The following is a 20544-nucleotide window of genomic DNA, read 5'->3' on the forward strand; positions in this document are numbered from 1 at the left end:
GCGGGTTAGGCGACGGGTGCCGCGGGTGGCGTGTCGTTCGACGGAAGCGAGCGCCTGGGCGCGCCGCTGAGCACGCCCGCGAGCAGGAACGCGAGCAGGCCTGCGAGCGGCACGACGAGGAGCCCTGCCCGGAGGCTGACGGCATCCGCGATGGATCCGACGATCGGCGGGGAGAGCAGGAAGCCCAACCGCATGAGCCAGGAGACGACGGTGACGCCTGTTCCAGCGCGCAGACCGGGCAGTTCGTCCGCTTCGTGCATGGCGGCGGGCACCAGCGTGGCGACACCGAATCCGGCGGCGGCGAAGCCGGCGATGGTCCCGGGGACGGTCGGCGCGATGAGCGCCGCTCCCATCCCGAGCGCGGCGATGAGACCACCGGCCCTGGCGACGGTTCGCTGCCCGAATCGGTCGACCAGGCGGTCTCCGAGGAGCCTCCCGATGAACTGGGCTCCGACGAGGGCGACGAAGCCGCTCGCGGCGATCGCCGCCGGAGCCCCCAGCTCGGTGCCGAGGTAGACGGCTCCCCAGGTCGAGCCGGCGTCTTCGACGAGGGTTCCGGCGATCGCGATGACGACCAGCGCCACGACGGTCATCGTGAGTCGCGGGGTGAGCCGCCGACGCAGAGGCGTCGGTGCCTCCTGCTCGCTCCGATCGGTCGCGAGGACGGCCTCCTCGTCCTTGCCCGGAAGGCAGAACCGGAGTGCGATGAGCGCGGCGACGCTGAAGATCGCTGCAGAGATGGACAGGTGGACGGCGCGGGGAATGCCGAGTGCGATGGCACCCGCCGCCATGCCTCCACCGAGAACCGCTCCGATCGACCAGATCGCGTGGAAGGAGTTGATGATCGAACGCCCGAAGCGGCGTTGGACGCGCAGACCGTGGGTGTTCTGCGCGACATCGGTGATCGCGTCCATCCCACCGGAGACGAGCAGGGCCCCGACGAAGAGCGGCAGCGTCGGCGCGAATCCGATGAGGACCGTGCCGAGCGCGGTGAGGACCGTGCCGGCGACCGCAGCGCGGCCGGAACCGAGCCTGCGGATGACTGCGCCCGCGGCGAGGCCCGCGACGATGGCACCGGCCGGGAAGGCGGCGATCGCGAGACCGTAGGCGGCGTTGTCGAGCGCGAGGTCGATCTTGATGCCCGGATAGCGCGGGATGATGTTGGCGAAGAGCGCACCGTTGGTGAGGAAGAGGGCTGCGACGGCGATGCGCGCACGGCGGACGTCACTCGTGGGCGGGGCGGGATGCGTACGGGTCACGGGTGTTCTTTCGAGTGGCAGGGCGGTCATGGATGGTCGGTACCGCACCGACCCCAGGAGGATCGGAAGGTGCAACAGTCCGTACACCGTACATGTTCGAACGAACATTGCAAATGTGCACTGCGATCATTTTCGGGTATGTTCGTCGCATGAGCGCGAACGCGAGACACGATGCCATCCTCGAAGCGCTCAACGTGCACGGTCGCGTCGATGTGACCGACGTGGCGTCGGCCTTCTCGGTGACGGAGGTCACGGTGCGCCGCGACCTCGACGAGCTCGCCCGCGCAGGAGTCCTCCGCAGGGTGCGTGGCGGCGCCGTCAGTGTCCGGATGCGCGGGGAAGGACTCCCCCATGCGATGCGCCGACTCGAACACTCCGCCGCGAAGGATCGCATCGCGACAGCGGCGGCGGCCCTCCTCGTCGACGGCGAGGCCGTGTGCGTCGACAGCGGGACGACCGCCGCCGTCCTCGCCGGACACCTCGCCGAGCGTCGCCTGACCGTCATGCCGTTCAGCATTCAGGCGCTGACGGCGTTGTCGGGCACGTCCACCGCCCAGATCGTCCTCCCGGGAGGTTCCGTCCACCCCGACGAAGGGTCCATCGTCGGCCCGCTGGTCGAACAGACGCTGCGCGCGCTCCGCTTCGACACGGTCTTCCTCAGCTGTTGTGGTGCTTCGATCGTTGACGGCGTCACCGCCCACGATCTCGAAGACGCTGCCGCGAAACAGGCGATGATCGGCGCCGGGCGCCGCATCGTGCTGATCGCGGAGGGAGCGAAGTTCACGAGGTCGGCGATGTCCGTCGTCTGCAGCCTCCGTGACGTCGATGTCGTCGTCACCGATGACACCGCACCCTCCGAGACGCTGGAAGCGCTCCGCGAGTCCGGTGTCGAGGTGATCGTCGCCTGATCCCGACCGGCTAGCTGAGCACCGATCCGAGCCCGTAGCCGAGGATCGCAGCCAGCACCGAGGCGACGAGCATGCCGAGCGCGTTCGCGAGGCCTGCCCGGGTCCTTCCGTCGTGGAGGAGGCGCACGGTCTCGATGCTGGCGGTGCTGAACGTCGTGTAGCCGCCGAGGAAGCCTCCGCCCAGCACGAGCCGCCAGGATTCGTCGACGAGGCCGCCGAGGGCGAGTGCCGTCACGAAACCGAGGAGCAGCGAGCCGCTGACGTTGATGATCGTCGTGCCCCAGGGGTATGCGCCGCCGAGGCGTGAGCGGACGACGCCGTCGAGGACGAACCGAGCCGCGGCACCGAGCCCGCCCGCACCGGCGATGGCGAGGAACAGGAGCGGCGTCACGGTGCGTCACCACCCTCGACGGGCAGGTCCGGGTCGACGGCACCCGGACGGGGACGGAGACGACGGGCCGCGATGATGCCGAGCCAACTGGCGAGCCCACCGAGCACGACCGTCCCCAGGGCGTAGGCGATGCCGGTGGGCGCAGCACCGCCGAGCAGGAGCACACCGCTGTCGCTCGCGAGGGCGCTGTAGGTGGTGAACCCGCCGAGGATCCCGGTCCCGAGGAAGAGTCGCAGGGATCGACGCCGCCCCTCGTCGGGACCTCGCAGCAGGAGCGATTCGAGGAGCACTCCCAGGAGGAACGCACCGGCCACGTTGATGCAGAGGATCGCGACCGGCACTCCACCGACCGTCGGCGTCGCGAGCGAGATCGCCTCGCGGGCCGCCGTGCCGAGTGCACCACCGACCGCGACCATGACGACGGTCGAGAACTGGAGATGCGGCGGTTTCCGCCCGACCGGCGCCGCCGTCACCGTGGTTCGCCCGGGGCCGCATCCCAGAGCGGGTCGTCGCCGGCGGTGGGGGCGAGGGGAACGACGATCACCGGACGCGCTTGACGATGCGCGAGCGCGGCGGCGACCGATCCGTTGAAGAACTCGAGGATGCCCTTGCGCAACCCGCGCTCGCGAGTGCCGACGACGACCGCTCGCGCCGACACCGATTCCGCCAGCCTCCCGAGCGCTCTGGCAGGATCCCCCGCGAGCTGTGTCAGCTCCCACGGCACCCCGGCATCGTCGAGCAGGCGATGCGCCGTCGCCTCCATCTCGGGGTCGGCGGGTTCCGGATCGAAGTCGTGGAGGTCGGCGTCGAACGGCAGCGAGGTGACGGTCCCGTCGGCGTTCTCCACCACCACGAACCGACTCGCGTCGACGTGGGCGAGCACGAGACGGCAGTCGAAGGCCTTCGCGAACGACACGGCTTCGAGCAGCACCGCATCGGGTTGGCGAGGGGTGACCCCCACCACGATCGCTGTGGCCGGATTCCCATTCCCAGTACTCATGCGCTCACCCGGCCTTCGCCCGTTTCGCCGCCGCTTTGACGGCCTGTTTCGCTGCACGGACCTGTGCGAGCGACTCGGGGTCGACGATGTCGGCCACCGAGCGGAGACTGCCGTCTTCGCTGTAGGGGGCCGAGGCCTCCCGCCAGCCGTCGGCCGTCAGCCCGTACTGCTTGCCGAGGAGCGCGAGGAAGATCTTCGCCTTCTGCGCACCGAAGCCGGGCAGGGCCAGCAACCGTCGGAGGATCTCGGCGCCGTCCGGGGTGCCACGGGTCCAGATCGCGGCGGCATCGCCGTCCCAGTGCTCGGTCAGCGCCGTGCACAGCCCCTGCACCCGCTCGGCCATCGATCCCGGGAAGCGGTGGACCGCTGGACTCGTCTTGAAGATCGCGGCGAACGCTTCAGGGTCCTCCTGCGCGATGCTCGCGGCGTCGAACGATCCGAGGCGCTCGCGGATCTTGAGCGGTCCGGCGAAGGCGGTCTCCATGGGCACCTGCTGGTCGAGCAGCATGCCGATGAGCAGGGCGAGCGGGTCGGTCGACAGCAGTTCGTCGGCTTGAGGATCTCCCGTGACGTGCAGGGTTCCGGTCATGACACCATCGTCGCACCTCACCGTGCGCTGGCCCAGCCCTTGCGTCCAGGTCGCCCCACTCAGCCCCGCCACGGCTCGCGCCGGACAAGCGCTCCGACGACGGGCGACATGGTAAGCTGAACGCTAGTCTTTATCGTTCCCTGGTAGGCGAAAGCCGCCGGACGCCCCCATTCGCGCCCGGTCAGAAAATCATGAGGGGGTCTCGCATGGGTCGTGGCCGTCAGAAGGCAAAGCACACGAAGATCGCACGTGAGCTCAAATCGTTCAGCCCCGATGTGAACTACAACGCGCTCGAGCGCGAGCTCACGGGTCACTCCGGCGACCGCCCGAGCGTCGGCGTCGACGAGAGCTACGACGACGAGATCGCCAAGTGGGCTGAATACGCCGAGAAGTACGCCGATGGCGAGGCCAAGGGCGCATAGCCCGGTGCCTGTATCCGTCGGCAGCTGCCTCCGCGCAGCTGCCGATGTAGACGACAGTCGACGCTAAATGGTGTTCTGGGGAGTCGAAGACTAGCCTGGACGGATGAACACCGACGAACTCCGCGCTGCCGCCAAGAAGCGCCTGAAGGCCCAGCACGATTTCAAGCAATACCTCGGCGTCTGGGGTGTCGTTTCCGTGATCCTGATCGTCATCTGGCTCCTCACCGGCGCCTGGGGCTACTTCTGGCCGATCTGGCCCATCTTCGGCATGGGCATCGCTGCACTGTTCATCGGTCTCGACGCGTACGGACCCTCCAAGCACATCACCGAGGACGCGATCGACGCCGAGGTCGCACGACTCGTCGGCCAGCAGCAGCAGCGCGCTGCGGCCCGCGCCGCCGCGGCGCAGCCGGTGTACGATCCCGCTCAGCACGCCGGCGGCTACCCCGCCCCCCAGACGGGCGCCTACGACCCGAACCTCTACCAGTCGGGCCAGGTCCCGGCGTACGACCCGAACCAGTACCACGCGGGTTACGGCCAGGTCGCCGACTACCAGCAGCCCACCCAGCAGTACGGCACCGTCCCCTCGCAGCCGACCGCGGCACCGGACGTCCCGGCCCCAGCTGCCGCGGAGGCACCCGCACCCCTGACACCGACCGAGCAGTTCGCGGCGGTCTTCTCGGGCACCGCGCCCGAGAACGCTCCCACCGACGGGTCCGGGGCCGTGGCGGAGCCGGCCGAGTCGATCGTGTTCGAATCGACGTCCGCCGGCGACGCAGCGACGGTCACTGCGGCAGCCGATGAGACCGAAGCCAAGCTCTCGGGCGAGACGCCTGCCGAGTCGGTGTCGGCTCCTGCGCCCGCGGCAGCCGTGAGTGCACCCCGCAAGACGAGCACCCGCTCGACGACCGCGAAGAAGTCGACCACGGCTGCAGCCGGCACTGCAGGCACGACGGTCCGCAAGACGAGTTCCACGCGCGCATCCACCACCGGGACCGCCACGCCGTCCAAGACGTCCGCGTCGAAGACCACGGCTGCGAAGGCCCCGGCGAAGACCGGCACGACCCCCGCCAAGCGCTCCACGGCCACGTCCAGCGCTGCTGGCACGGCAGCCAAGCCCGCTGCCACCAAGGCGCCCGCGAAGCCGCGCACCACGAAGCCGAAGACGACGCCTGCGGCACCGGTCGCTCCAGCAGCAGAGCCCGGCACGCCGGAGTAACACCGCCTGGAACACCTGACAGCGCGCGGGCCCTTCGGGGCCCGCGCGCTGTCATCGTTCTGCCTCGATACGCATCACGGCGGCTCAGGGGTCAGTTTCCCTCGCGCATGACGGCCCCAGGGTGCCGTGCGCGGCTCGCCGGATCAGGACGCGGTACGCCCAGCGCGTTCCTCAGTCGAGGCGAGAGATGCGATCGCGATGGTCTGGTCGGCGCGGCTCAGGAGAGCTGCGAGCGCTCGACCCATTCGAGGTATTCGGGGGTGACGGTGCCCGTCACGTACTCACCGGTGAAGCAGCTCATCTCGAGCTCCGAGATGCCGGAGCCCTCGAGGATGGCCGCCTTCATGTCGGCGACCTCCTGGTAGATGAGGTTGTCGGCACCCAACTCGCGGGCGATGTCGGGGATCTTCTTCCCGTGCGCGACGAGTTCCTGACGCGACGGCATGTTGATGCCGTAGACGTGCGGGAAGCGGACGGGCGGCGCCGCGGAGGTGAACGTGACCTTGTTGGCCCCGGCGGCACGCGCCATGTCGACGATCTCCTTCGAGGTCGTGCCACGCACGATCGAGTCGTCGACGATGAGGATGTTCTTGCCCTTGAACTCCGAACCCATCGCGTTGAGCTTCTGACGGACGCTCTTCTTGCGCTGCGCCTGGCCGGGCATGATGAAGGTGCGGCCCACGTAACGGTTCTTGTAGAAGCCCTCGCGGTACTCGATGCCGAGCTTCTGTGCGACCTGCATGGCCGCCGGGCGCGACGAATCCGGGATGGGCATGACGACGTCGATGTCTCCCATGGGCGTGTACTCGGCGATGGTGTCGGCGAGACGGTTGCCGAGACGCAGTCGCGCCTCGTACACCGAGATGCCGTTCATCACGGAGTCGGGACGAGCCAGGTAGACGTACTCGAAGGAGCACGGGACGAGGCGCGGGTTCTTCGCACACTGACGCGAGTACAGCTCACCGGAGGCGGTGATGAAGATCGCCTCGCCGGGGGCGATCTCGCGGACGATCTCGTAGCCGCCGGCCTCGAGGACGAGCGACTCCGAGGCGACGATGTAGTCGTTGCCGACCATGCCGGTCTGGCGTCGACCGAGGATGAGCGGGCGGATGCCGAACGGGTCGCGGAAGGCGAGCAGGCCGTGGCCGGCGATCAAGGCGATCGTCGCGTAGGACCCTTCGACGCGCTCGTGCACCTGTTCGACGGCGTTGAAGACCTGGTCGGGGTCGAGGTCGAGCCCGCTGATCTGACCCTGCAGCTCCGTCGCGAGCACGTTGAGCAGGAGCTCGGTGTCGCTCGTGGAGTTCACGTGCCGGCGGTCGACGTGGAACAGGTCCTTGCTGAGCTCGCGCGTGTTGGTGAGGTTGCCGTTGTGGATGAGCGTGATGCCGTAGGGCGCGTTCACGTAGAACGGCTGCGCTTCGCTCTCGTTGGCAGCATCGCCCTTCGTCGCGTACCGGACGTGGCCGAGGCCCATGTTGCCGAGGAGGGAGCGCATGTCGCGGGTGCGGAACGCCTCACGGACCTGCCCCTTCGCCTTGACCATGTGGAAGGTGTTGCCGTCGGCCGTCGCGATCCCGGTGGAGTCCTGACCCCGGTGCTGCAGCAGCAGCAGGCTGTCATACACCTGCTGGTTTGCGGGCTCGGATGAAACGATGCCGACGATGCCGCACATGCGTGGGGACTCCTTGTGGTTCGTACTCGGGGGACTGACGAAGGAAGGGGGCGTGGAGGTTAGTCGCGGTAGGTGCCGACGAGGCGGACGGCGCCGCCGTCGACCCCCTTCGCACCCTGTTCGAAGCCCGTGAGGTCGTGCGCGGCGGCCTCGGCACCGAGGTGCACAGTGCCGACCTGCCAGGTGGCGATGCCATCCGCCTCGAGAGCCGCGGTGATTCCGGCGGCCACCGACGGTGCGACGACGGCGAAGAAACCGACACCGAGGTTCCAGGTGCCCTCGCTCGACTCGAGCGAGGATCCGGCGAGCTCGCTCAGCGTGCGGAACACGGGGGCGGGGCTCCAGGTGGAGCGGTCGACCTCGGCCCAGGAACCCTTGGGCAGCACACGGGCGAGGTTCGCGGCGATGCCGCCACCGGTGACGTGGCTGAGGGAGTGCACCGCGCCGGCGAAGGCCGGCTTGTCGAGCAGACGCAGCAGCGGCAGCGTGTACAGGCGGGTCGGCTCGAGGAGCGCCTCGCCGAAGGTGGTGCCGAGCTCCTCGCTGCGGTCGCCGTAGCCGATGCCCGCCTGCGTGAGGATGTGACGGACGAGCGAGAACCCGTTGGAGTGGAGGCCGGACGAGGCGAGGGCGAGGATGACGTCGCCGTCCTCCACGCGGTGCTCGCCGAGGATCGCATCGGCCTCGACAGCACCTGTGCAGGCACCGGCGACGTCGTAGTCGTCGACACCGAGGAGACCGGGGTGCTCCGCGGTCTCGCCGCCGATGAGGGCCGTCCCGGTGTCGGAGCACGCGCGGGCGATACCGGCGACGATCGAGGCGATGCGCTCGGGATGGACCTTGCCGCAGGCGATGTAGTCGGTCATGAAGAGCGGCTTCGCGCCGACCACGACGATGTCGTCGACGACCATGCCCACGAGGTCCTGGCCGATGGTGTCGTGCTTGTCGATCGCCTGCGCGATGGCCACCTTCGTGCCGACGCCGTCGGTCGAGGTCGCGAGCAGCGGACGACGGAAGGAGGTGAGGGCCGAGGCGTCGAACAGACCGGCGAACCCGCCGAATCCGCCGAAGACCTCCGGGCCGTGCGTCTTCGCGACGGCCGCCTTCATGAGGTCGACGGCACGGTCACCGGCGGCGGTGTCGACGCCCGCTTCCCGGTAGCTGGTGGATGAGGTCATGACCGTCCTGAGCGTTCTGCGGTGGGTGGATGCTGGGGGCCGGACTCGTCTGGCTCAGCGGACGCCGATGCTGCGGGTTCCGCGGACGCCTGCACGGTGCCGGCTGAATGCACGTCAACTCTATCCGCTGCGACAACCTTCATCCGCTTCGTCATCGAGCGGTCGATGAGCAAGCCGATCCAGAGGGCGAGCGCCCCGAACACGACGCCGCACACGAGCAGGAGGAATCCGAAGACCTGGGTGAGCGAGAAGTCGGGGTTGGCCGGGAAGGCGAAGGTGAGCACGAGCGCCGCGATGATGCCGACGACGACGCCGATCACGAGGAACCGCCAGTACCGCGGAGAGCGCCGGACGGAGACCGTGCCGGAGGAGTACACGGTCGCGATCTCGGTGTCGGGTGCCTCAGTCGGGGAGGCCACAGTGGCGGCGTCCGGCGAGGTCGTCGGCGTCGGGTCGATCGGGTGCTGTGCTTCCGGTGCTGGCTGCCCGGTGGCGTCTGTCATGGCTCTATTCTCCCTCACGATGCTGAGCGTCGTGAACCGCCGGTGAACGGACGCCCCCAACCATGCGCCGGGTACGATCGAGCGGTGGACGTGACGTCGGACGAGGTGGAGATGGAGACCGCTCCGGTGAGCGCGGACGAGCTGGTCGAGGCGATGCGGCAGGCGGCGGATGACGCCGGTTTCGACCTCGAACCCGAGCAGCTCGAGGTGGCCCGACGGCTCGGGTCGCTCGCGGTCGGCGAGGCGTCCGTTCCGGCGCATCTGTACCTGTGGGGTGCCGCAGGTCGCGGCAAGACCTGGTTGCTCGACGCGTACTTCCAGGCGCTGCCGACCGAGCGCAAGCGTCGGGTGCACTTCCACTCCTTCTTCCGTGCGCTGCACCGCTCGATCCACGAACACCGGACCGCGGCGGCCGAGGCGGCACGGGCGACCGGTGAACCGGGTGCCGGCGCGCGGGCTGCCGCTGGCGCGGTCGCGAACGCGGTCGACCGGGCCGTGGAGGATCTCCTCGACGAGGTCGACCTCGTGCTCTTCGACGAGTTCCACGTCCACGATCCGGGCGACGGCACGCTCATGATCCGGCTCCTGGAGGCGCTGTTCTCCCGCGACGTGTCGCTCATCACGAGTTCGAACTACCCGCCGAGCGGGCTCCTCCCCGATCCCGTCTACCATCACATCTTCGAGCCGGGTATCGCCGTCATCGAGGCGAACATGACCGTCGTCGAGCTCGCCGGCGACACCGACCACCGGCGCAGCTCCGCTGTGCAGCGGCGTCAGGGGTTCTCCCGCGGGACCTGGATGCTCACCGGCCAGGAGGCCGACGACGAGCTCGCGGACTTGGGACTCCCCCGCCCCGATGCCGCCGACGCGGTGACCATGGCGATCAGCGGGCACGAGTTCCGGGCGTCCGCCGCGCGCGGTGGCGTGCTGTGGTTCACCAGCGCGGAACTCCTGGAGCGACCGACCTCCGTGGGCGACTATCTGGCCTGGGCGGCCGAGTACGACCGCTGGGTGCTCGACGCCCTTCCTGCGCCCGAGCATCTCACCCGCGAGGCGCGCGCACGCTTCGTGCACCTGATCGACGCGCTGTGCGACCTCGATGTCGAGCTGCACGTCATCGCCGCGACCGACCGTGAGACGTTCATGACGGCGGAGACGCTCGGCCGCGGGGGCTTCGCCCGCGACGCGTTCCGCACCCGGAGTCGGCTGGCTCTGCTGCGCACCGTCGGCTGACGCCGGGGACTCAGCTCCCGGCGAGGAGCGCCCGTTCGACGTCGCGGTCGAGGCCGAGGGCCGGCCGATCCGCACGCTGCGGGGCGACGCCGCCGATCGACTGCAACCAGCTCCAGGTGTCGGCGACCGTCTCGGTCACCGACCGCCGCTGCAGGCCGGCGTCGATCGCCCGCGAGACGTCGCCGTGATGCATCGCGTCGGCGGCCTCACCGGTCGGCAGCCACACCGGCAACTGCGTCCACGGTTCGACCCCGGCGGCGAGGACCCGGTCCTGGTCGATCCAGCGCAGGGTGGCATCCGAGCCAGTGGCGGCGATGCACGCCTCGAGCAGGTCTCCCAGCGAGACGGCGCCGCGCTCGCCGACGACGTTGAACGGACCGCTCGCGCCGATCGAACCCGCGGTGAGGAGGAACGCGGCGAGATCGCGCGCGTCGATGTACTGGATGGGATCCGTCGCCGCACCGGGTGCGAGCACTTCGCCGCCCTCGGCGATCCGGCCGAGCCACCACGGGAGCCGGCCGATGTTCTCGTGCGGGCCGAGGATGAGCCCCGCACGGGCGAGCACGGCCCGGTCGCCGAAGCCCTCGATCGCCGCGAGCTCGCCGCCGCGCTTGGCGCGCGCGTAGTCGTCGAAGACCCGATCCGTCGCCGCACCGTCGACGAGTCCCGCGTCCTCGGCGGCACCCGCCGCCGTCGGGTAGCGGTAGACGGAACGACTCGAGACGTACACGTAGCGAGCGACGCGGTCGGCCAGCAGCACGGCGGTCTCGCGCACGGCCGTCGGCGCCCACGACCAGGTGTCGACGACGACGTCCCACGTCCCCACCCGCAGCGCGTCCAGGCCGCCGGGAAGCGTGCGGTCGCCGTGCAGCACGCGCACGCCGCCTGCGGGCGCCGCGCGACTCGTCCCACGGTTGAAGACGGTCACCTCCCAGCCTGCAGCGACCGCTTCATCGACGACCGCGCGGCCGACGAACTCAGTGCCGCCGAGGACCAGGACCCTGTTCGTGCTCATGCGTCCATCACAGCCCACCCGGCTGAGGAACACCAGACCGTTTCGCCACGGGCAGAGGGAGGAGCTCTGCCGCCGGCACTACTTGCGGCTGTGTTCCAAGGACCCTGCCCGCATGGCGGCCTCGTCGTTCAGGTCGACACGGGACGCGACGTAGTAGCTGCTCCACTTCGCCGCGTGATATGTGGGGTTCACGACGAACCAGTAGGCGCGTCGTTTCCATCCGTACTGCCGGTCTCGGACGATGCGCTTCGCGTCGCGCAGGGCACCGACGGCCGTGTACGCGATCTGTCGGGAGCGCCGGAGCCGGGCGACGGGCTTGCCGATGCGACGCAGGGCCGTCGTCTCGTCGAAGATGCGCTTGCGGTACTCGTCGCGCGTGAGGTCGTTGGAGTGGACGACCCAGCCACGGGGGGCGTACGCCTTGCGGAGGCCTGCCGCGATGATGTCCGCCCCGAACGCCATGTCCTCCGAGTACGGGAGGTCCCGGTAGGGGATGTCGCCGAGCAGCAGCTCACGACGGGTGGCCGAGTTGACGTCGGAGTAGAACGCGAGCGCGTCGAGCAGGCCACCGTCGCCGTCCGCGAAGCCGTCGTTCGCGAACACGGTCGTGCCGAAGTCGGGGCCGAAGTTGCGGAAGACGTCGTGGATCTCGTACTTCAGCAACGGGAAGCAGGTGGGACGCGCGATCTGCTTGCCCATGACCGCGACGACGTCCATGCCGTCCGGGTCGAGCGGCGCGGTGATCTCGTGCAGCCAACGGGAGTCACCGGGGATGGCGTCGTGCGTCAGGTAGGCGACGTACTTGCCGCGGGCGAGCCTCGCTGCGAGCTGCCTCGTGCGACCGTGACCGAACTCGCTGTTCGGGATGACGTGGAGGCGGACCTCCGGGTGCGCTGCGACGATGTCGAGGGTGCGATCGGTCGAACCGGAGTCGATGACGAGCGTCTCGAAGGTGCCGTCGTAGTCCTGACCCTCGATCGCCGTCAGGATCTGCTCGAGGTACATCTCGCCGTTGTAGGTCGGGATGACGATCGTCGCGTCGAGCGTCGTCTCCTCCGGGGTGTCGGGCGACTGCGCGGCTGAGGTCTCGTTGCTGGAGGTCACGGCACCAATGTACCCGGAGGGTGCTGCACCACGCCTGATCGCCGGCGGGCGGGCGCCGGTCAGCGGGGCAGCAGCAGGGGCACGAGCCCCGTCAGGTCGGCGCGCTGCCCCGAGGCGTGCACGGTGCCACCGGCCATCGCGGCGTCCCAGTCGATGCGCCCGGAGGCGAGGGCGAGCCACGTCGCCGCATCCATCTCGATGACGTTCGGCGGCGTCCCCCGGGTGTGGCGCGGCCCCTCGATGCACTGCACGGCACCGAACGGCGGCACCCGCACCTCCACGGTGTTGCCCGGAGCGCGCTCGACGAGCAGCTCGAGGAGGTAGCGCACAGCGGTCGCCGTCTCGGTGCGCGACGCCGGGGTCTCACCGAGCGCCTGAGCGAGGGCTGCGCGTCCCACAGCATCCGTGATCCGGGGTCTGGCCATGACACCGAGGCTAGTACGGCGGTGCGAGGCGGACGCGACGACATCCGCGATCCGTGCCCGGCCGATGCACCTTAAGCTAGACGACGTGAAGATCCTCGTCCTCGGTTCCGGTGCCCGCGAGCACGCCATCATCAAGGCTCTCCTCTCCGAGGAGGCCGGGCACCACATCATCGCCGCGCCCGGCAACGCCGGCATCGCCGGCGAGGTCACCGTGGTCGGTCTCGACCAGGAGAACCCCTCGATCGTGCGCGACTTCGCCCGCGACGAGGCGGTCGACCTCGTCGTCATCGGACCGGAGGCACCACTCGTCGCCGGCGTCGCGGACAAGCTCCGCGCAGCGGGCATCCCGGTGTTCGGCCCGAACCGCTCGGCGGCCGCCCTCGAGGGCTCGAAGTCGTTCGCCAAGCGCATCATGGACGAGGCAGGTGTCCCGACGGGTCGCGCCGTCCGTGCCGAGGACCTCGATGCAGCCGTGGCCGCGCTCGACGAGTTCGGTGCCCCGTACGTCGTCAAGGCCGACGGCTTGGCCGCAGGCAAGGGTGTGCTCGTGACACCCGACCGCGAGGCGGCCATCGGGCACGCGAGCTACTGGCTCGGCTACGGCGGTGTCCTCATCGAGGAGTTCCTCGCCGGTCAGGAGGTCTCCCTCTTCTTCATCACCGACGGAGAGACGGTGCTCCCCCTCGCACCCGCTCAGGACTACAAGCGTCTCCTCGACGGCGACGCCGGCCCGAACACCGGCGGTATGGGGGCGTACTCGCCGCTCCCCTGGCTCGACAACGGGTTCGGCAGCGAGACGGCGTTCGTCGACGAGGTCCTCGAAACGGTCGCGATCCCGGTCGTCCGACAGCTGGCGTCTGAGGGCAACCCGTTCCAAGGGCTGCTCTACGCCGGTCTCATCCTCACCGAGCGCGGTATCCGCGTCATCGAGTTCAACGCCCGGTTCGGCGACCCGGAGACGCAGGTCGTCCTCCCCCGCCTCCTCACGCCGCTGTCCGCGCTGCTGTACGGCTCCGCCACCGGCACCCTCGCCCAGCAGCCGCGTCCGGCCTTCGCGGAGGCGAGTGCGGTGACCGTCGTCCTCGCAAGCCAGAACTACCCGGAGACCCCGGTCACCGGACGGTCGATCACGGGCCTCGACGCCGCGGTCGCCGTGGAAGGCGTGCACGTCGTCCACGCAGCCACAGCCGACGTCGACGGCGGCCTCGTCGCCACCGGCGGTCGGGTGCTCAACGTCGTCGCCCTCGGCACCACCTTCGCCGAGGCTCGCAGCCGCGCGTACGAAGCCCTGTCGCGCATCGAGCTCGAGGGCGGCCAGTACCGCACCGACATCGCTGCCCGCGTCAGCTGAACGACGGATGGACACCGTTCCCGAGCGGTCCGGCGTACTCGTCTTCACCAGTCACGACGGCACCCGCCTGCGGGCGGACGTGTACGGCTCCGACGCGCTGCCGACACTCGTCGTGCTGGGCGGCGGTCCAGCCAGGCATCCCAGATACCTCGGCGACCTCGCCGGTCTGAGCGCGCGGCGACGGCTCGTCGTGCTCCATCAGCGAGGCGTGGGCGATTCGGAGGACGGCCCGGACACGGCGGCAGGAGCCCGAGCCGCCGCCTGGCCCGCCCTCGCCGACGACGTCGAAGCGCTGCGGCGTCATCTCGAGGCCGAGCGCATCGAACTGCTGGCGCACTCCGCGGGCACGCGCGTGGCGATCAGCTACGCCGCCCGCCATCCAGATCGGCTCGACCGGCTGTGTCTCATCACCCCGCCGGCCACCTGGCTCGTGGACGCCGACGACGACACCGCCGAGATCATCGCCAGGCACGCGGCGGACGAGTGGTACCCGGCCTTCCTCGAGGCGCTACCGAAGTTGCTCGCCGCGCCGGACTCGGCGTCGGGCAACCTGCAGTTCCCCTTCGTCGCGCCGATCAGCTGGGCGGAGTGGAACGACACCGCGCGCGAACACGAGGCGCTCGGCGACTGGTACCCGAACGCCCAAGACGGCTTCGTGCACACGCCGTCGACCGACGAGGTCGAGGACATCAGGGATGCACTGCGCACGCTGTCCGCGCCGGTCCTCGTCATCGCCGGCGCGGAGGACGGGCTGACCGGCCTCGCTCCCGTCGTCGCCCTCGCGAAGCGGTTCCCGCTCGGGCAGGCGGTCGTGCTCGACGACTGCGGCCACTACCCGTGGGTCGAAGCACCGGCATCGTTCTGCGCTGCGATCAACCCGTTCTTCCCAGCGCGCTGACGGACCGCTGAGCGCAGGAGAACCGCGCGAGGGCAGGACGCGTTCCGAAGAAGCGTCCCGCCCTCGCGCGGTTCTCCTGCTGTCGCGTCAGGCGGCCGTCTGGCTCTGACGCGTCTCCGGGGACGCCCAGGCTGCCGCCTTCGGCTTCTGGAAGAACAGCACGATCACGGCGCCGACGAGCGCGAGCGCAGCCGGGAGCAGCAGCGACTGCGACATCGCCGTGGTGAAGCCCGCGTGGAGGAACTCGGGCAGCTCTCCACCCGTCACCTCGCTGACACCCGCACTCGCACCGCCGGGAGCGGCCGGGAGCTCCGCTGCGAGACGCGACTGGATGAGTGCGGCGATCGCCGCACTGCCGAGCACTGCGCCGATCTGGCGCGTCGTGTTGAACACGCCCGATCCGGCTCCAGCCTGGTGCTGGGGAAGCCCGCGAGTGGTGAGGTTGGAGACAGGCCCCCACATGAAGCCGTTCGCGAGGCCGAGCACGGCGCTCGGCAGGAGCAGCATGAGGATCGGCTGATCCGGCGTGAGGAGGATCGAGTACCACCCGAGTGAGGCCGACAGCAGGACGAGTCCGGCGAGCGCGAACCACTTCGGGTTGACCCGGTCGATCGCGCGGCCCACGACCGGCGCGAGCGCTGCGGACAGCACGGCCATGGGGACGAGCATGAGGGCCGACTGCGTCGGGGTGAGCCCGCGCACGGTCTGGTAGAAGAACACGAGCGGCAGCGACATGCTCGTGATGGTGAAGCCGATCGTGGAGATCGCGAGGTTGCCGACCGAGAAGTTGCGGTCGCGGAACAGCGCCAGAGGCAGGAGCGGTTCGCTCTTCGTGACGGCCTGCCAGACGACGAAGAGCGCGAGCACCACGATTCCGGCGATGATGAGCCCCCAGACCGTGACGGGTCCGGTGATGGTGCCCCAGTCGTAGCTCTGCCCCTCCTGGATGCCGAACACGAGCAGGAACATCCCGACGCCGCTCAGCACGACGCCGAGGATGTCGAAGCGGTGCGGGTGCGTGGCGAGGGACGGGACGTTCCGGACGACCATGATGAACCCGACGATGCCGATGGGCACGTTGATGAAGAAGATCCACTCCCACCCGAAGCCGTCGACGAGCACGCCACCGAGGATCGGGCCGACGAGGGTCGCGACGCCAGCAGTCGCGCCCCAGAGCCCCATCGCTGCGCCGCGGCGGTCCGGCGGGAAGATACGGGTGATGACGGCCATGGTCTGCGGCGTCATCAGGGCGGCGCCGATGCCCTGCACGACGCGAGCGACGATGAGCATCTCGATCGTGCCCGAGAGCCCGCACCAGAGGGAGGCGAGCGTGAAGATCACGAGCCCGATGAGGTAGAGGTTCTTCGGACCGAAGCGGTCGCCGAGGCGGCCGGTGATGAGCAACGGCACCGCGTAGGCGAGCAGGTAGGCGCTCGTGACCCAGATGACGTTGTTGATGTCGGTGTCGAGGCCCCGCATGATCGCAGGGTTGGCCACCGACACGATGGTCGTGTCGATGAGGATCATGAAGAAGCCGATGACGAGCGACCAGAGCGCGGGCCAGGGCCGCACAGCGCCCTTCTCGGGCGTCGGAGCGCTCTGGGATGCCGGGGCGCCGGTGGGTGGCGGCGGGGTGGTGGCGGACATGATGTCCTTTCTGAACGTGGGGTGGAGCGCGACGGCGGTCGCGGAGGCGGGCGGACGACGGGCCCTCAGCGACAGGCGCGACGTCCTCGTGGGTCAGGCTGGTGGGTCAGGCTGGTGGTTCAGCTGGAGGAGACGACGGTCGGTGCCGGTGGAGTCGCGGCCTGCTCGTGGAGCGGAGCCCTGGTGCCCGGCACATGCCAGGCGAGCGTTCCACTGGTGATCTCGTCGACGAGGGACTCGAGGTGAGCGATCTCGGCGCGGAGCATGTCGGCCGTGTACGGGACGTTGATCCAGTACACGCGCGGGATCTCGCGGTCGATCGCCCACGTCATGCGGCGGTCGATGTCGGCGAGTTCGGCTCGCTGGCGAAGGATGCGGGTTTCGAGGAGCAGCCGCACCTCCTCGGCACCGAGTTCGTGGGCCTCGGACAGGGCGAGGCCCAGTTCGGGGTACTCATCGGAGGGGGTACTGAGGAGTTCACGGAGTCGTTCGCCGAGTCGGTGCCTGCCGGAGTCGGTGATCTCGAAGGTGGTCCGTTCGGGCCGTGCGCCCTCGCGGTCGGTACCGGAGGCACGTACCAGCCCCTCGGCCTCGAGCCCGTAGACGGCCCGGTAGAGCGACCCGGGGCTCACCTTGACGACGCGGTCCTCCTGGCGGTGGAGCGCGAGCTGGTACATCTCGTACGGGTGCATGGGACGCTCGGCGAGGTAGCCGAGTGCGGCGATGCCGAGCATGCCGAGCGGCTTGACCCGTTTCATGCATCCTCCACTCACTCCATGCGAACTATTCCACATGGAATATACGCCCCGGGAGCATCGGACGCAAGCCGAGAATGGACGATAATGGTGCGGTGAACGCACCCACGGAGACCAACGCCTGGAACCACGTCTACTCGGGCAAGGTCCGCGACCTGTACGAGCCGACCACCGGACCGGACGACCGCCTCCTCGTCGTCGCGAGCGACCGGGTGAGCGCCTTCGACCACGTGCTCGAACCCGGCATCCCCGGCAAAGGTGAACTGCTCACGAGCCTCAGCCTCTGGTGGTTCGACCAACTCCGCGACGTTCCGAACCACCTGATCCCCGACCACGAACTCGACGCGACCGGCACTGTCGTCGAGAGCATCCCCGCCGAGTTCGCCGGTCGCGCGATGCTCGTCCGGAAGCTCGACATGTTCCCCGTCGAATGCGTCGTGCGCGGCTACCTCACGGGCTCCGGCTGGAAGGAGTACGTCGCGAACCGCACCGTGTGCGGCATCCCGCTGCCCGCAGGCCTCCGCGACGGCGACCGCCTCCCCGAGCCGCTCTTCACCCCCGCTTACAAGGCACCACTCGGCGAGCACGACGAGAACATCTCCTTCGGCCGCATGATGGAGCTCATCGGCGAGGACGACGCCGTCGCCTTGAAAGACCTCTCGCTGAGCATCTACGCCACGGCCTCCGCCACCGCGGAGCGCCACGGCGTGATCCTCGCCGACACGAAGTTCGAGTTCGGTCGGAACCCCGCGACGGGCGTCATCACGCTCGGTGACGAGGTCCTGACCTCAGACTCCAGCAGGTATTGGGACCGCGACGTCTACCTCACAGGGGGCAGCGACGCGGAGCGCATGGCGAGCTTCGACAAGCAGATCGTCCGCGACTGGCTTGCACGCAACTGGGATCAGGCCGACGACGCGACGCCCGCTCCACCGACGCTGCCGTCCGAGATCGTGACGCAGACTGCGGCGCGGTATCGCGAACTGCTCGAACGCCTCACCAGCTGAGGTCGGGCACGGCGACGCCGCGTCGTAAACGACGCGGCGCGTCAGAGGGACCGACGCTTGGCGCGCTGACGCGCAGTTCCCGCGAGGATCGCCTGCGCATCCGGCAGCGGCCCTTCCGGCACCCGGATACCCATGATCTGGGCAGTCTTCTCGAGACCCTCCCGAGCATCGGCTGCCGCGAAGCGGGCCTCCGCGAGATCGCACTCGTCCTCGTCACCCACCGCACCCCTCGCGGCGCTCAGCTGCACGAGTTCACGCTGGGCACGCTCAGCGGCGGCATACATGCGCGTGAGCGTCCAGAGCGACGTCCACGACACGTCGTCGCTCAGCCCGACCAAGTGGTCGTTCAACGGGTCGATCCAGCGCGACGGCTGGTGGCCTCCGTCGAGACTGCGGCGACGTTTCCGTCGCTCGGCCGACACGAGCAGGAAGACCACAGCTGCGATGACGCCGACGACCGAGCCGACGACGTCGAAACCGGGCACCCAGTCGGCGTCGAGGCCGGGCAGCGAGACGCCGGGGGACTTCACGCGACCGAGCGCCCACTCGACGAGCACGCCGATCAGCGCGCCGGCGATGAATCCGGCGACGAGCAGGAAGCCGCCGAGCAGGATGGTGATCCTGCGACGCAGCCGAAGCACGCGCTGTTGCCCCTCGGTGAGCGTGCCTCGGTCGGCGAACGGATCGACGACCATGAGGCGGCCACCCACACGGACCACACCTGGGTGGCGAGTCGTGACCGTCATGGCCCGAGGATATCCCACAAGGAGGGTGTTTCGGCGGAAATTCCTTCGCCAGATCGCCTCGATTCCGCGGGGTTCCCGGCGTGCTGGCCCCCGTTCTGGGGGCGCTCGAAGGGGTGTCGCCGCGCCGATGTCGGGACGCAGGGGTCGGCGACGATTCCGCGCCACCCTCCTCGTGCATGTTCCGCCAGCACGGGGGTCATCTCGCCTCACCGCTCCGAGGCGTCGTCGGGCGCGCGTTTCACAGGTCTCTTTCAGCCCCACCACTCCGTGAGAATGTAATATATCAGTGTGACTCCACGAGGGTCACGGATCCGAGCAGCCCGGCTCGGACGCCCCGGACCGGCGACGACCCGATGTCGCCGAACACGCTTGGAGCACCATGGCCGACACGACCGCGACGACCGTGCCGCTGACCCGTCGCGCCGCTCGCGCGGCCAGGGAGAAGCAGGAGGCCCACGAGATCAAGAGCCGTCGGCGACAGCCGTGGCGCCCCCGACGTCCGCGCCGATCCGACCTCCTCCGCGGACTCACCGCAGTCCTCGCGGCGACGCTCGTCCTCCCTTCCGTTCTGACGGCGCTCGCCCCGGCCGATGCCGGGCAGAGCGGCCCCCGGCAGGACCCCCGTCCGACCGCGCAACCGCTCATCGTGGCAGGCACGAACGGTGCCCAGATCGAGCGGGCCGGCTATTCGGCGACGTCCGCCGAGGAGGTCGCGCTGCTGTCCGCGTCGGCTCCCCGACAGACCGCCGCGACCTTCGTCAACAACCTCGCCTCCGAGGTCCAGTGGCCGTTCGTCACCGGCGTACCGATCACCGACGACTTCGGTCCCCGCTCGGCACCGTGCTCCGGCTGCTCGACCTTCCACAAGGGCCTCGACCTGGCCCCTGGCGCCGGAACGGATGTCCGCGCGATCGCCGCGGGTGTCGTCCGGGTGGCGCAGGAGAGTGACAGCGGCCTCGGCGTGCACGTCGTCATCGACCACCTCGTCGGCGGCGACTCGGTCAGCAGCGTCTCAGCACACCTGCAGTTCGGCTCGCTCCGGGTGGCCCCCGGCGACGTCGTCTCCGTCGGCCAGGTCATCGGCAGCGTCGGCTCGACCGGCCAGAGCACCGGCCCCCATCTGCATCTGGAGATCCTGGACGGCGGCACGACACCCATCGACCCGTACGCCTGGCTGCTCGCCCGTGTCACCGTCTGATCGCTGACGGCGGTCTCCCGG

Annotated in this window: 22 protein-coding genes; 8 read left to right on the plus strand and 14 right to left on the minus strand. The window is 69.6% G+C overall.

The genetic code is table 11. The features are described 5' to 3' along the window. Positions 1-5: 5 nt before the first annotated feature. Positions 6-1289 carry an MFS transporter gene (locus tag KXS11_RS15680; protein ID WP_437386557.1) on the minus strand — a complete coding sequence of 428 codons (1284 nt, stop codon included), beginning with the start codon at positions 1287-1289 and terminating at the stop codon, positions 6-8. A 119-nt stretch (positions 1290-1408) separates the two neighbouring features. Here KXS11_RS15680 and KXS11_RS15685 point away from each other — a divergent pair, with 119 nt between their 5' ends. Then, complete coding sequence (locus tag KXS11_RS15685) at positions 1409-2167, plus strand: DeoR/GlpR family DNA-binding transcription regulator (protein WP_437386558.1); 759 nt, start codon at positions 1409-1411, stop codon at positions 2165-2167. A gap of 10 nt (positions 2168-2177) precedes the next feature. Here KXS11_RS15685 and crcB read toward each other — a convergent pair whose 3' ends face one another. From crcB to KXS11_RS15705, 4 genes are read right to left on the minus strand one after another with little or no spacing between them, the layout of a single operon-like run. Continuing rightward, positions 2178-2558, minus strand: a complete 381-nt coding sequence (gene crcB / locus KXS11_RS15690; RefSeq protein WP_437386559.1) for a fluoride efflux transporter CrcB — start codon at positions 2556-2558, stop codon at positions 2178-2180. Then, positions 2555-3031 carry a fluoride efflux transporter FluC gene (locus tag KXS11_RS15695; protein ID WP_437386560.1) on the minus strand — a complete coding sequence of 159 codons (477 nt, stop codon included), beginning with the start codon at positions 3029-3031 and terminating at the stop codon, positions 2555-2557. Before KXS11_RS15695 ends, crcB begins: the two co-directional genes overlap by 4 nt. After that, on the minus strand, positions 3028-3558 hold the full coding sequence (locus KXS11_RS15700; protein ID WP_437386561.1) for a universal stress protein: 531 nt from the start codon (positions 3556-3558) through the stop codon (positions 3028-3030). The genes KXS11_RS15695 and KXS11_RS15700 overlap by 4 nt, the downstream gene beginning before the upstream one ends. 4 nt (positions 3559-3562) lie before the next feature. Beyond that, complete coding sequence (locus KXS11_RS15705; RefSeq protein ID WP_437386562.1) at positions 3563-4147, minus strand: HhH-GPD-type base excision DNA repair protein; 585 nt, start codon at positions 4145-4147, stop codon at positions 3563-3565. 206 nt (positions 4148-4353) lie between these two features. On the opposite strand from KXS11_RS15705, the gene KXS11_RS15710 reads away from it, so the two are divergent. Further along, complete coding sequence (locus KXS11_RS15710) at positions 4354-4569, plus strand: DUF3073 domain-containing protein (protein ID WP_437386563.1); 216 nt, start codon at positions 4354-4356, stop codon at positions 4567-4569. 103 nt (positions 4570-4672) lie between these two features. Next, positions 4673-5788: a 2TM domain-containing protein gene (locus KXS11_RS15715; RefSeq protein ID WP_437386564.1), complete on the plus strand. Its 1116-nt coding sequence runs from the start codon at positions 4673-4675 to the stop codon at positions 5786-5788. 217 nt (positions 5789-6005) lie between these two features. On the opposite strand, the gene purF is transcribed toward KXS11_RS15715, so the two are convergent. Genes purF through KXS11_RS15730 form a run of 3 tightly spaced genes read right to left on the minus strand, consistent with a single transcriptional unit; the run spans position 6006 to position 9144 of the window. Next, positions 6006-7463 (minus strand): amidophosphoribosyltransferase, encoded by a 1458-nt coding sequence (gene purF, locus KXS11_RS15720; RefSeq protein WP_437386565.1) that lies wholly within the window; start codon positions 7461-7463, stop codon positions 6006-6008. Between the two features lie 59 nt (positions 7464-7522). Next, on the minus strand, positions 7523-8641 hold the full coding sequence (gene purM / locus KXS11_RS15725; protein WP_437386566.1) for a phosphoribosylformylglycinamidine cyclo-ligase: 1119 nt from the start codon (positions 8639-8641) through the stop codon (positions 7523-7525). After that, entirely contained in the window at positions 8638-9144 is a 507-nt protein-coding gene (locus KXS11_RS15730) for a hypothetical protein (protein WP_437386567.1), read from the minus strand. Before KXS11_RS15730 ends, purM begins: the two co-directional genes overlap by 4 nt. Positions 9145-9228: 84 nt before the next feature. Between KXS11_RS15730 and zapE the strand changes: the two genes are divergently transcribed. Next, positions 9229-10377: a cell division protein ZapE gene (gene zapE, locus KXS11_RS15735; RefSeq protein WP_437386568.1), complete on the plus strand. Its 1149-nt coding sequence runs from the start codon at positions 9229-9231 to the stop codon at positions 10375-10377. Between the two features lie 10 nt (positions 10378-10387). Here the strand turns inward: zapE and KXS11_RS15740 are convergent, their stop codons facing one another. The 3 genes from KXS11_RS15740 to KXS11_RS15750 all read right to left on the minus strand — a co-directional run bounded on the left by KXS11_RS15740 (position 10388) and on the right by KXS11_RS15750 (position 12921). After that, positions 10388-11392 (minus strand): NAD-dependent epimerase/dehydratase family protein, encoded by a 1005-nt coding sequence (locus tag KXS11_RS15740; RefSeq protein WP_437386569.1) that lies wholly within the window; start codon positions 11390-11392, stop codon positions 10388-10390. Between the two features lie 78 nt (positions 11393-11470). Further along, positions 11471-12496 (minus strand): glycosyltransferase family 2 protein, encoded by a 1026-nt coding sequence (locus KXS11_RS15745; RefSeq protein ID WP_437386570.1) that lies wholly within the window; start codon positions 12494-12496, stop codon positions 11471-11473. 59 nt (positions 12497-12555) lie between these two features. Further along, positions 12556-12921, minus strand: a complete 366-nt coding sequence (locus KXS11_RS15750) for a sterol carrier family protein (protein WP_437386571.1) — start codon at positions 12919-12921, stop codon at positions 12556-12558. 85 nt (positions 12922-13006) lie between these two features. Here KXS11_RS15750 and purD point away from each other — a divergent pair, with 85 nt between their 5' ends. Both purD and KXS11_RS15760 read left to right on the plus strand, forming a co-directional pair. Then, entirely contained in the window at positions 13007-14272 is a 1266-nt protein-coding gene (gene purD, locus KXS11_RS15755; RefSeq protein WP_437386572.1) for a phosphoribosylamine--glycine ligase, read from the plus strand. Positions 14273-14279: 7 nt separating this feature from the next. After that, positions 14280-15170 (plus strand): alpha/beta fold hydrolase, encoded by an 891-nt coding sequence (locus tag KXS11_RS15760; RefSeq protein ID WP_437386573.1) that lies wholly within the window; start codon positions 14280-14282, stop codon positions 15168-15170. Between the two features lie 87 nt (positions 15171-15257). On the opposite strand, the gene KXS11_RS15765 is transcribed toward KXS11_RS15760, so the two are convergent. Together KXS11_RS15765 and KXS11_RS15770 are read right to left on the minus strand one after the other, a co-directional pair. Further along, positions 15258-16817: a DHA2 family efflux MFS transporter permease subunit gene (locus KXS11_RS15765; protein ID WP_437386574.1), complete on the minus strand. Its 1560-nt coding sequence runs from the start codon at positions 16815-16817 to the stop codon at positions 15258-15260. Between the two features lie 119 nt (positions 16818-16936). Then, positions 16937-17575, minus strand: a complete 639-nt coding sequence (locus KXS11_RS15770; RefSeq protein WP_437386575.1) for a PadR family transcriptional regulator — start codon at positions 17573-17575, stop codon at positions 16937-16939. Between the two features lie 74 nt (positions 17576-17649). Here KXS11_RS15770 and KXS11_RS15775 point away from each other — a divergent pair, with 74 nt between their 5' ends. Next, complete coding sequence (locus KXS11_RS15775; RefSeq protein ID WP_437386576.1) at positions 17650-18579, plus strand: phosphoribosylaminoimidazolesuccinocarboxamide synthase; 930 nt, start codon at positions 17650-17652, stop codon at positions 18577-18579. 41 nt (positions 18580-18620) lie between these two features. On the opposite strand, the gene KXS11_RS15780 is transcribed toward KXS11_RS15775, so the two are convergent. After that, on the minus strand, positions 18621-19325 hold the full coding sequence (locus KXS11_RS15780; RefSeq protein WP_437386577.1) for a hypothetical protein: 705 nt from the start codon (positions 19323-19325) through the stop codon (positions 18621-18623). Positions 19326-19704: 379 nt separating this feature from the next. Between KXS11_RS15780 and KXS11_RS15785 the strand changes: the two genes are divergently transcribed. Continuing rightward, on the plus strand, positions 19705-20523 hold the full coding sequence (locus KXS11_RS15785) for a M23 family metallopeptidase (protein ID WP_437386578.1): 819 nt from the start codon (positions 19705-19707) through the stop codon (positions 20521-20523). Positions 20524-20544: the final 21 nt, after the last annotated feature.

It is taken from the genome of Plantibacter flavus (assembly GCF_051487245.1).
Classification (GTDB): Bacteria; Actinomycetota; Actinomycetes; order Actinomycetales; family Microbacteriaceae; genus Plantibacter; species Plantibacter flavus_B.

Coding starts and splice junctions, on each gene's coding strand:
- KXS11_RS15680 (WP_437386557.1), bottom strand. CDS start 1,289: ATGACCGCCCTGCCACTCGAAAGAACACCCGTGACCCGTACGCATCCC.
- KXS11_RS15685 (WP_437386558.1), top strand. CDS start 1,409: ATGAGCGCGAACGCGAGACACGATGCCATCCTCGAAGCGCTCAACGTG.
- KXS11_RS15700 (WP_437386561.1), bottom strand. CDS start 3,558: ATGAGTACTGGGAATGGGAATCCGGCCACAGCGATCGTGGTGGGGGTC.
- KXS11_RS15705 (WP_437386562.1), bottom strand. CDS start 4,147: ATGACCGGAACCCTGCACGTCACGGGAGATCCTCAAGCCGACGAACTG.
- KXS11_RS15710 (WP_437386563.1), top strand. CDS start 4,354: ATGGGTCGTGGCCGTCAGAAGGCAAAGCACACGAAGATCGCACGTGAG.
- KXS11_RS15715 (WP_437386564.1), top strand. CDS start 4,673: ATGAACACCGACGAACTCCGCGCTGCCGCCAAGAAGCGCCTGAAGGCC.
- purF (WP_437386565.1), bottom strand. CDS start 7,463: ATGTGCGGCATCGTCGGCATCGTTTCATCCGAGCCCGCAAACCAGCAG.
- purM (WP_437386566.1), bottom strand. CDS start 8,641: ATGACCTCATCCACCAGCTACCGGGAAGCGGGCGTCGACACCGCCGCC.
- KXS11_RS15730 (WP_437386567.1), bottom strand. CDS start 9,144: ATGACAGACGCCACCGGGCAGCCAGCACCGGAAGCACAGCACCCGATC.
- KXS11_RS15740 (WP_437386569.1), bottom strand. CDS start 11,392: ATGAGCACGAACAGGGTCCTGGTCCTCGGCGGCACTGAGTTCGTCGGC.
- KXS11_RS15750 (WP_437386571.1), bottom strand. CDS start 12,921: ATGGCCAGACCCCGGATCACGGATGCTGTGGGACGCGCAGCCCTCGCT.
- KXS11_RS15760 (WP_437386573.1), top strand. CDS start 14,280: ATGGACACCGTTCCCGAGCGGTCCGGCGTACTCGTCTTCACCAGTCAC.
- KXS11_RS15765 (WP_437386574.1), bottom strand. CDS start 16,817: ATGTCCGCCACCACCCCGCCGCCACCCACCGGCGCCCCGGCATCCCAG.
- KXS11_RS15770 (WP_437386575.1), bottom strand. CDS start 17,575: ATGAAACGGGTCAAGCCGCTCGGCATGCTCGGCATCGCCGCACTCGGC.
- KXS11_RS15775 (WP_437386576.1), top strand. CDS start 17,650: ATGGACGATAATGGTGCGGTGAACGCACCCACGGAGACCAACGCCTGG.
- KXS11_RS15780 (WP_437386577.1), bottom strand. CDS start 19,325: ATGACGGTCACGACTCGCCACCCAGGTGTGGTCCGTGTGGGTGGCCGC.
- KXS11_RS15785 (WP_437386578.1), top strand. CDS start 19,705: ATGGCCGACACGACCGCGACGACCGTGCCGCTGACCCGTCGCGCCGCT.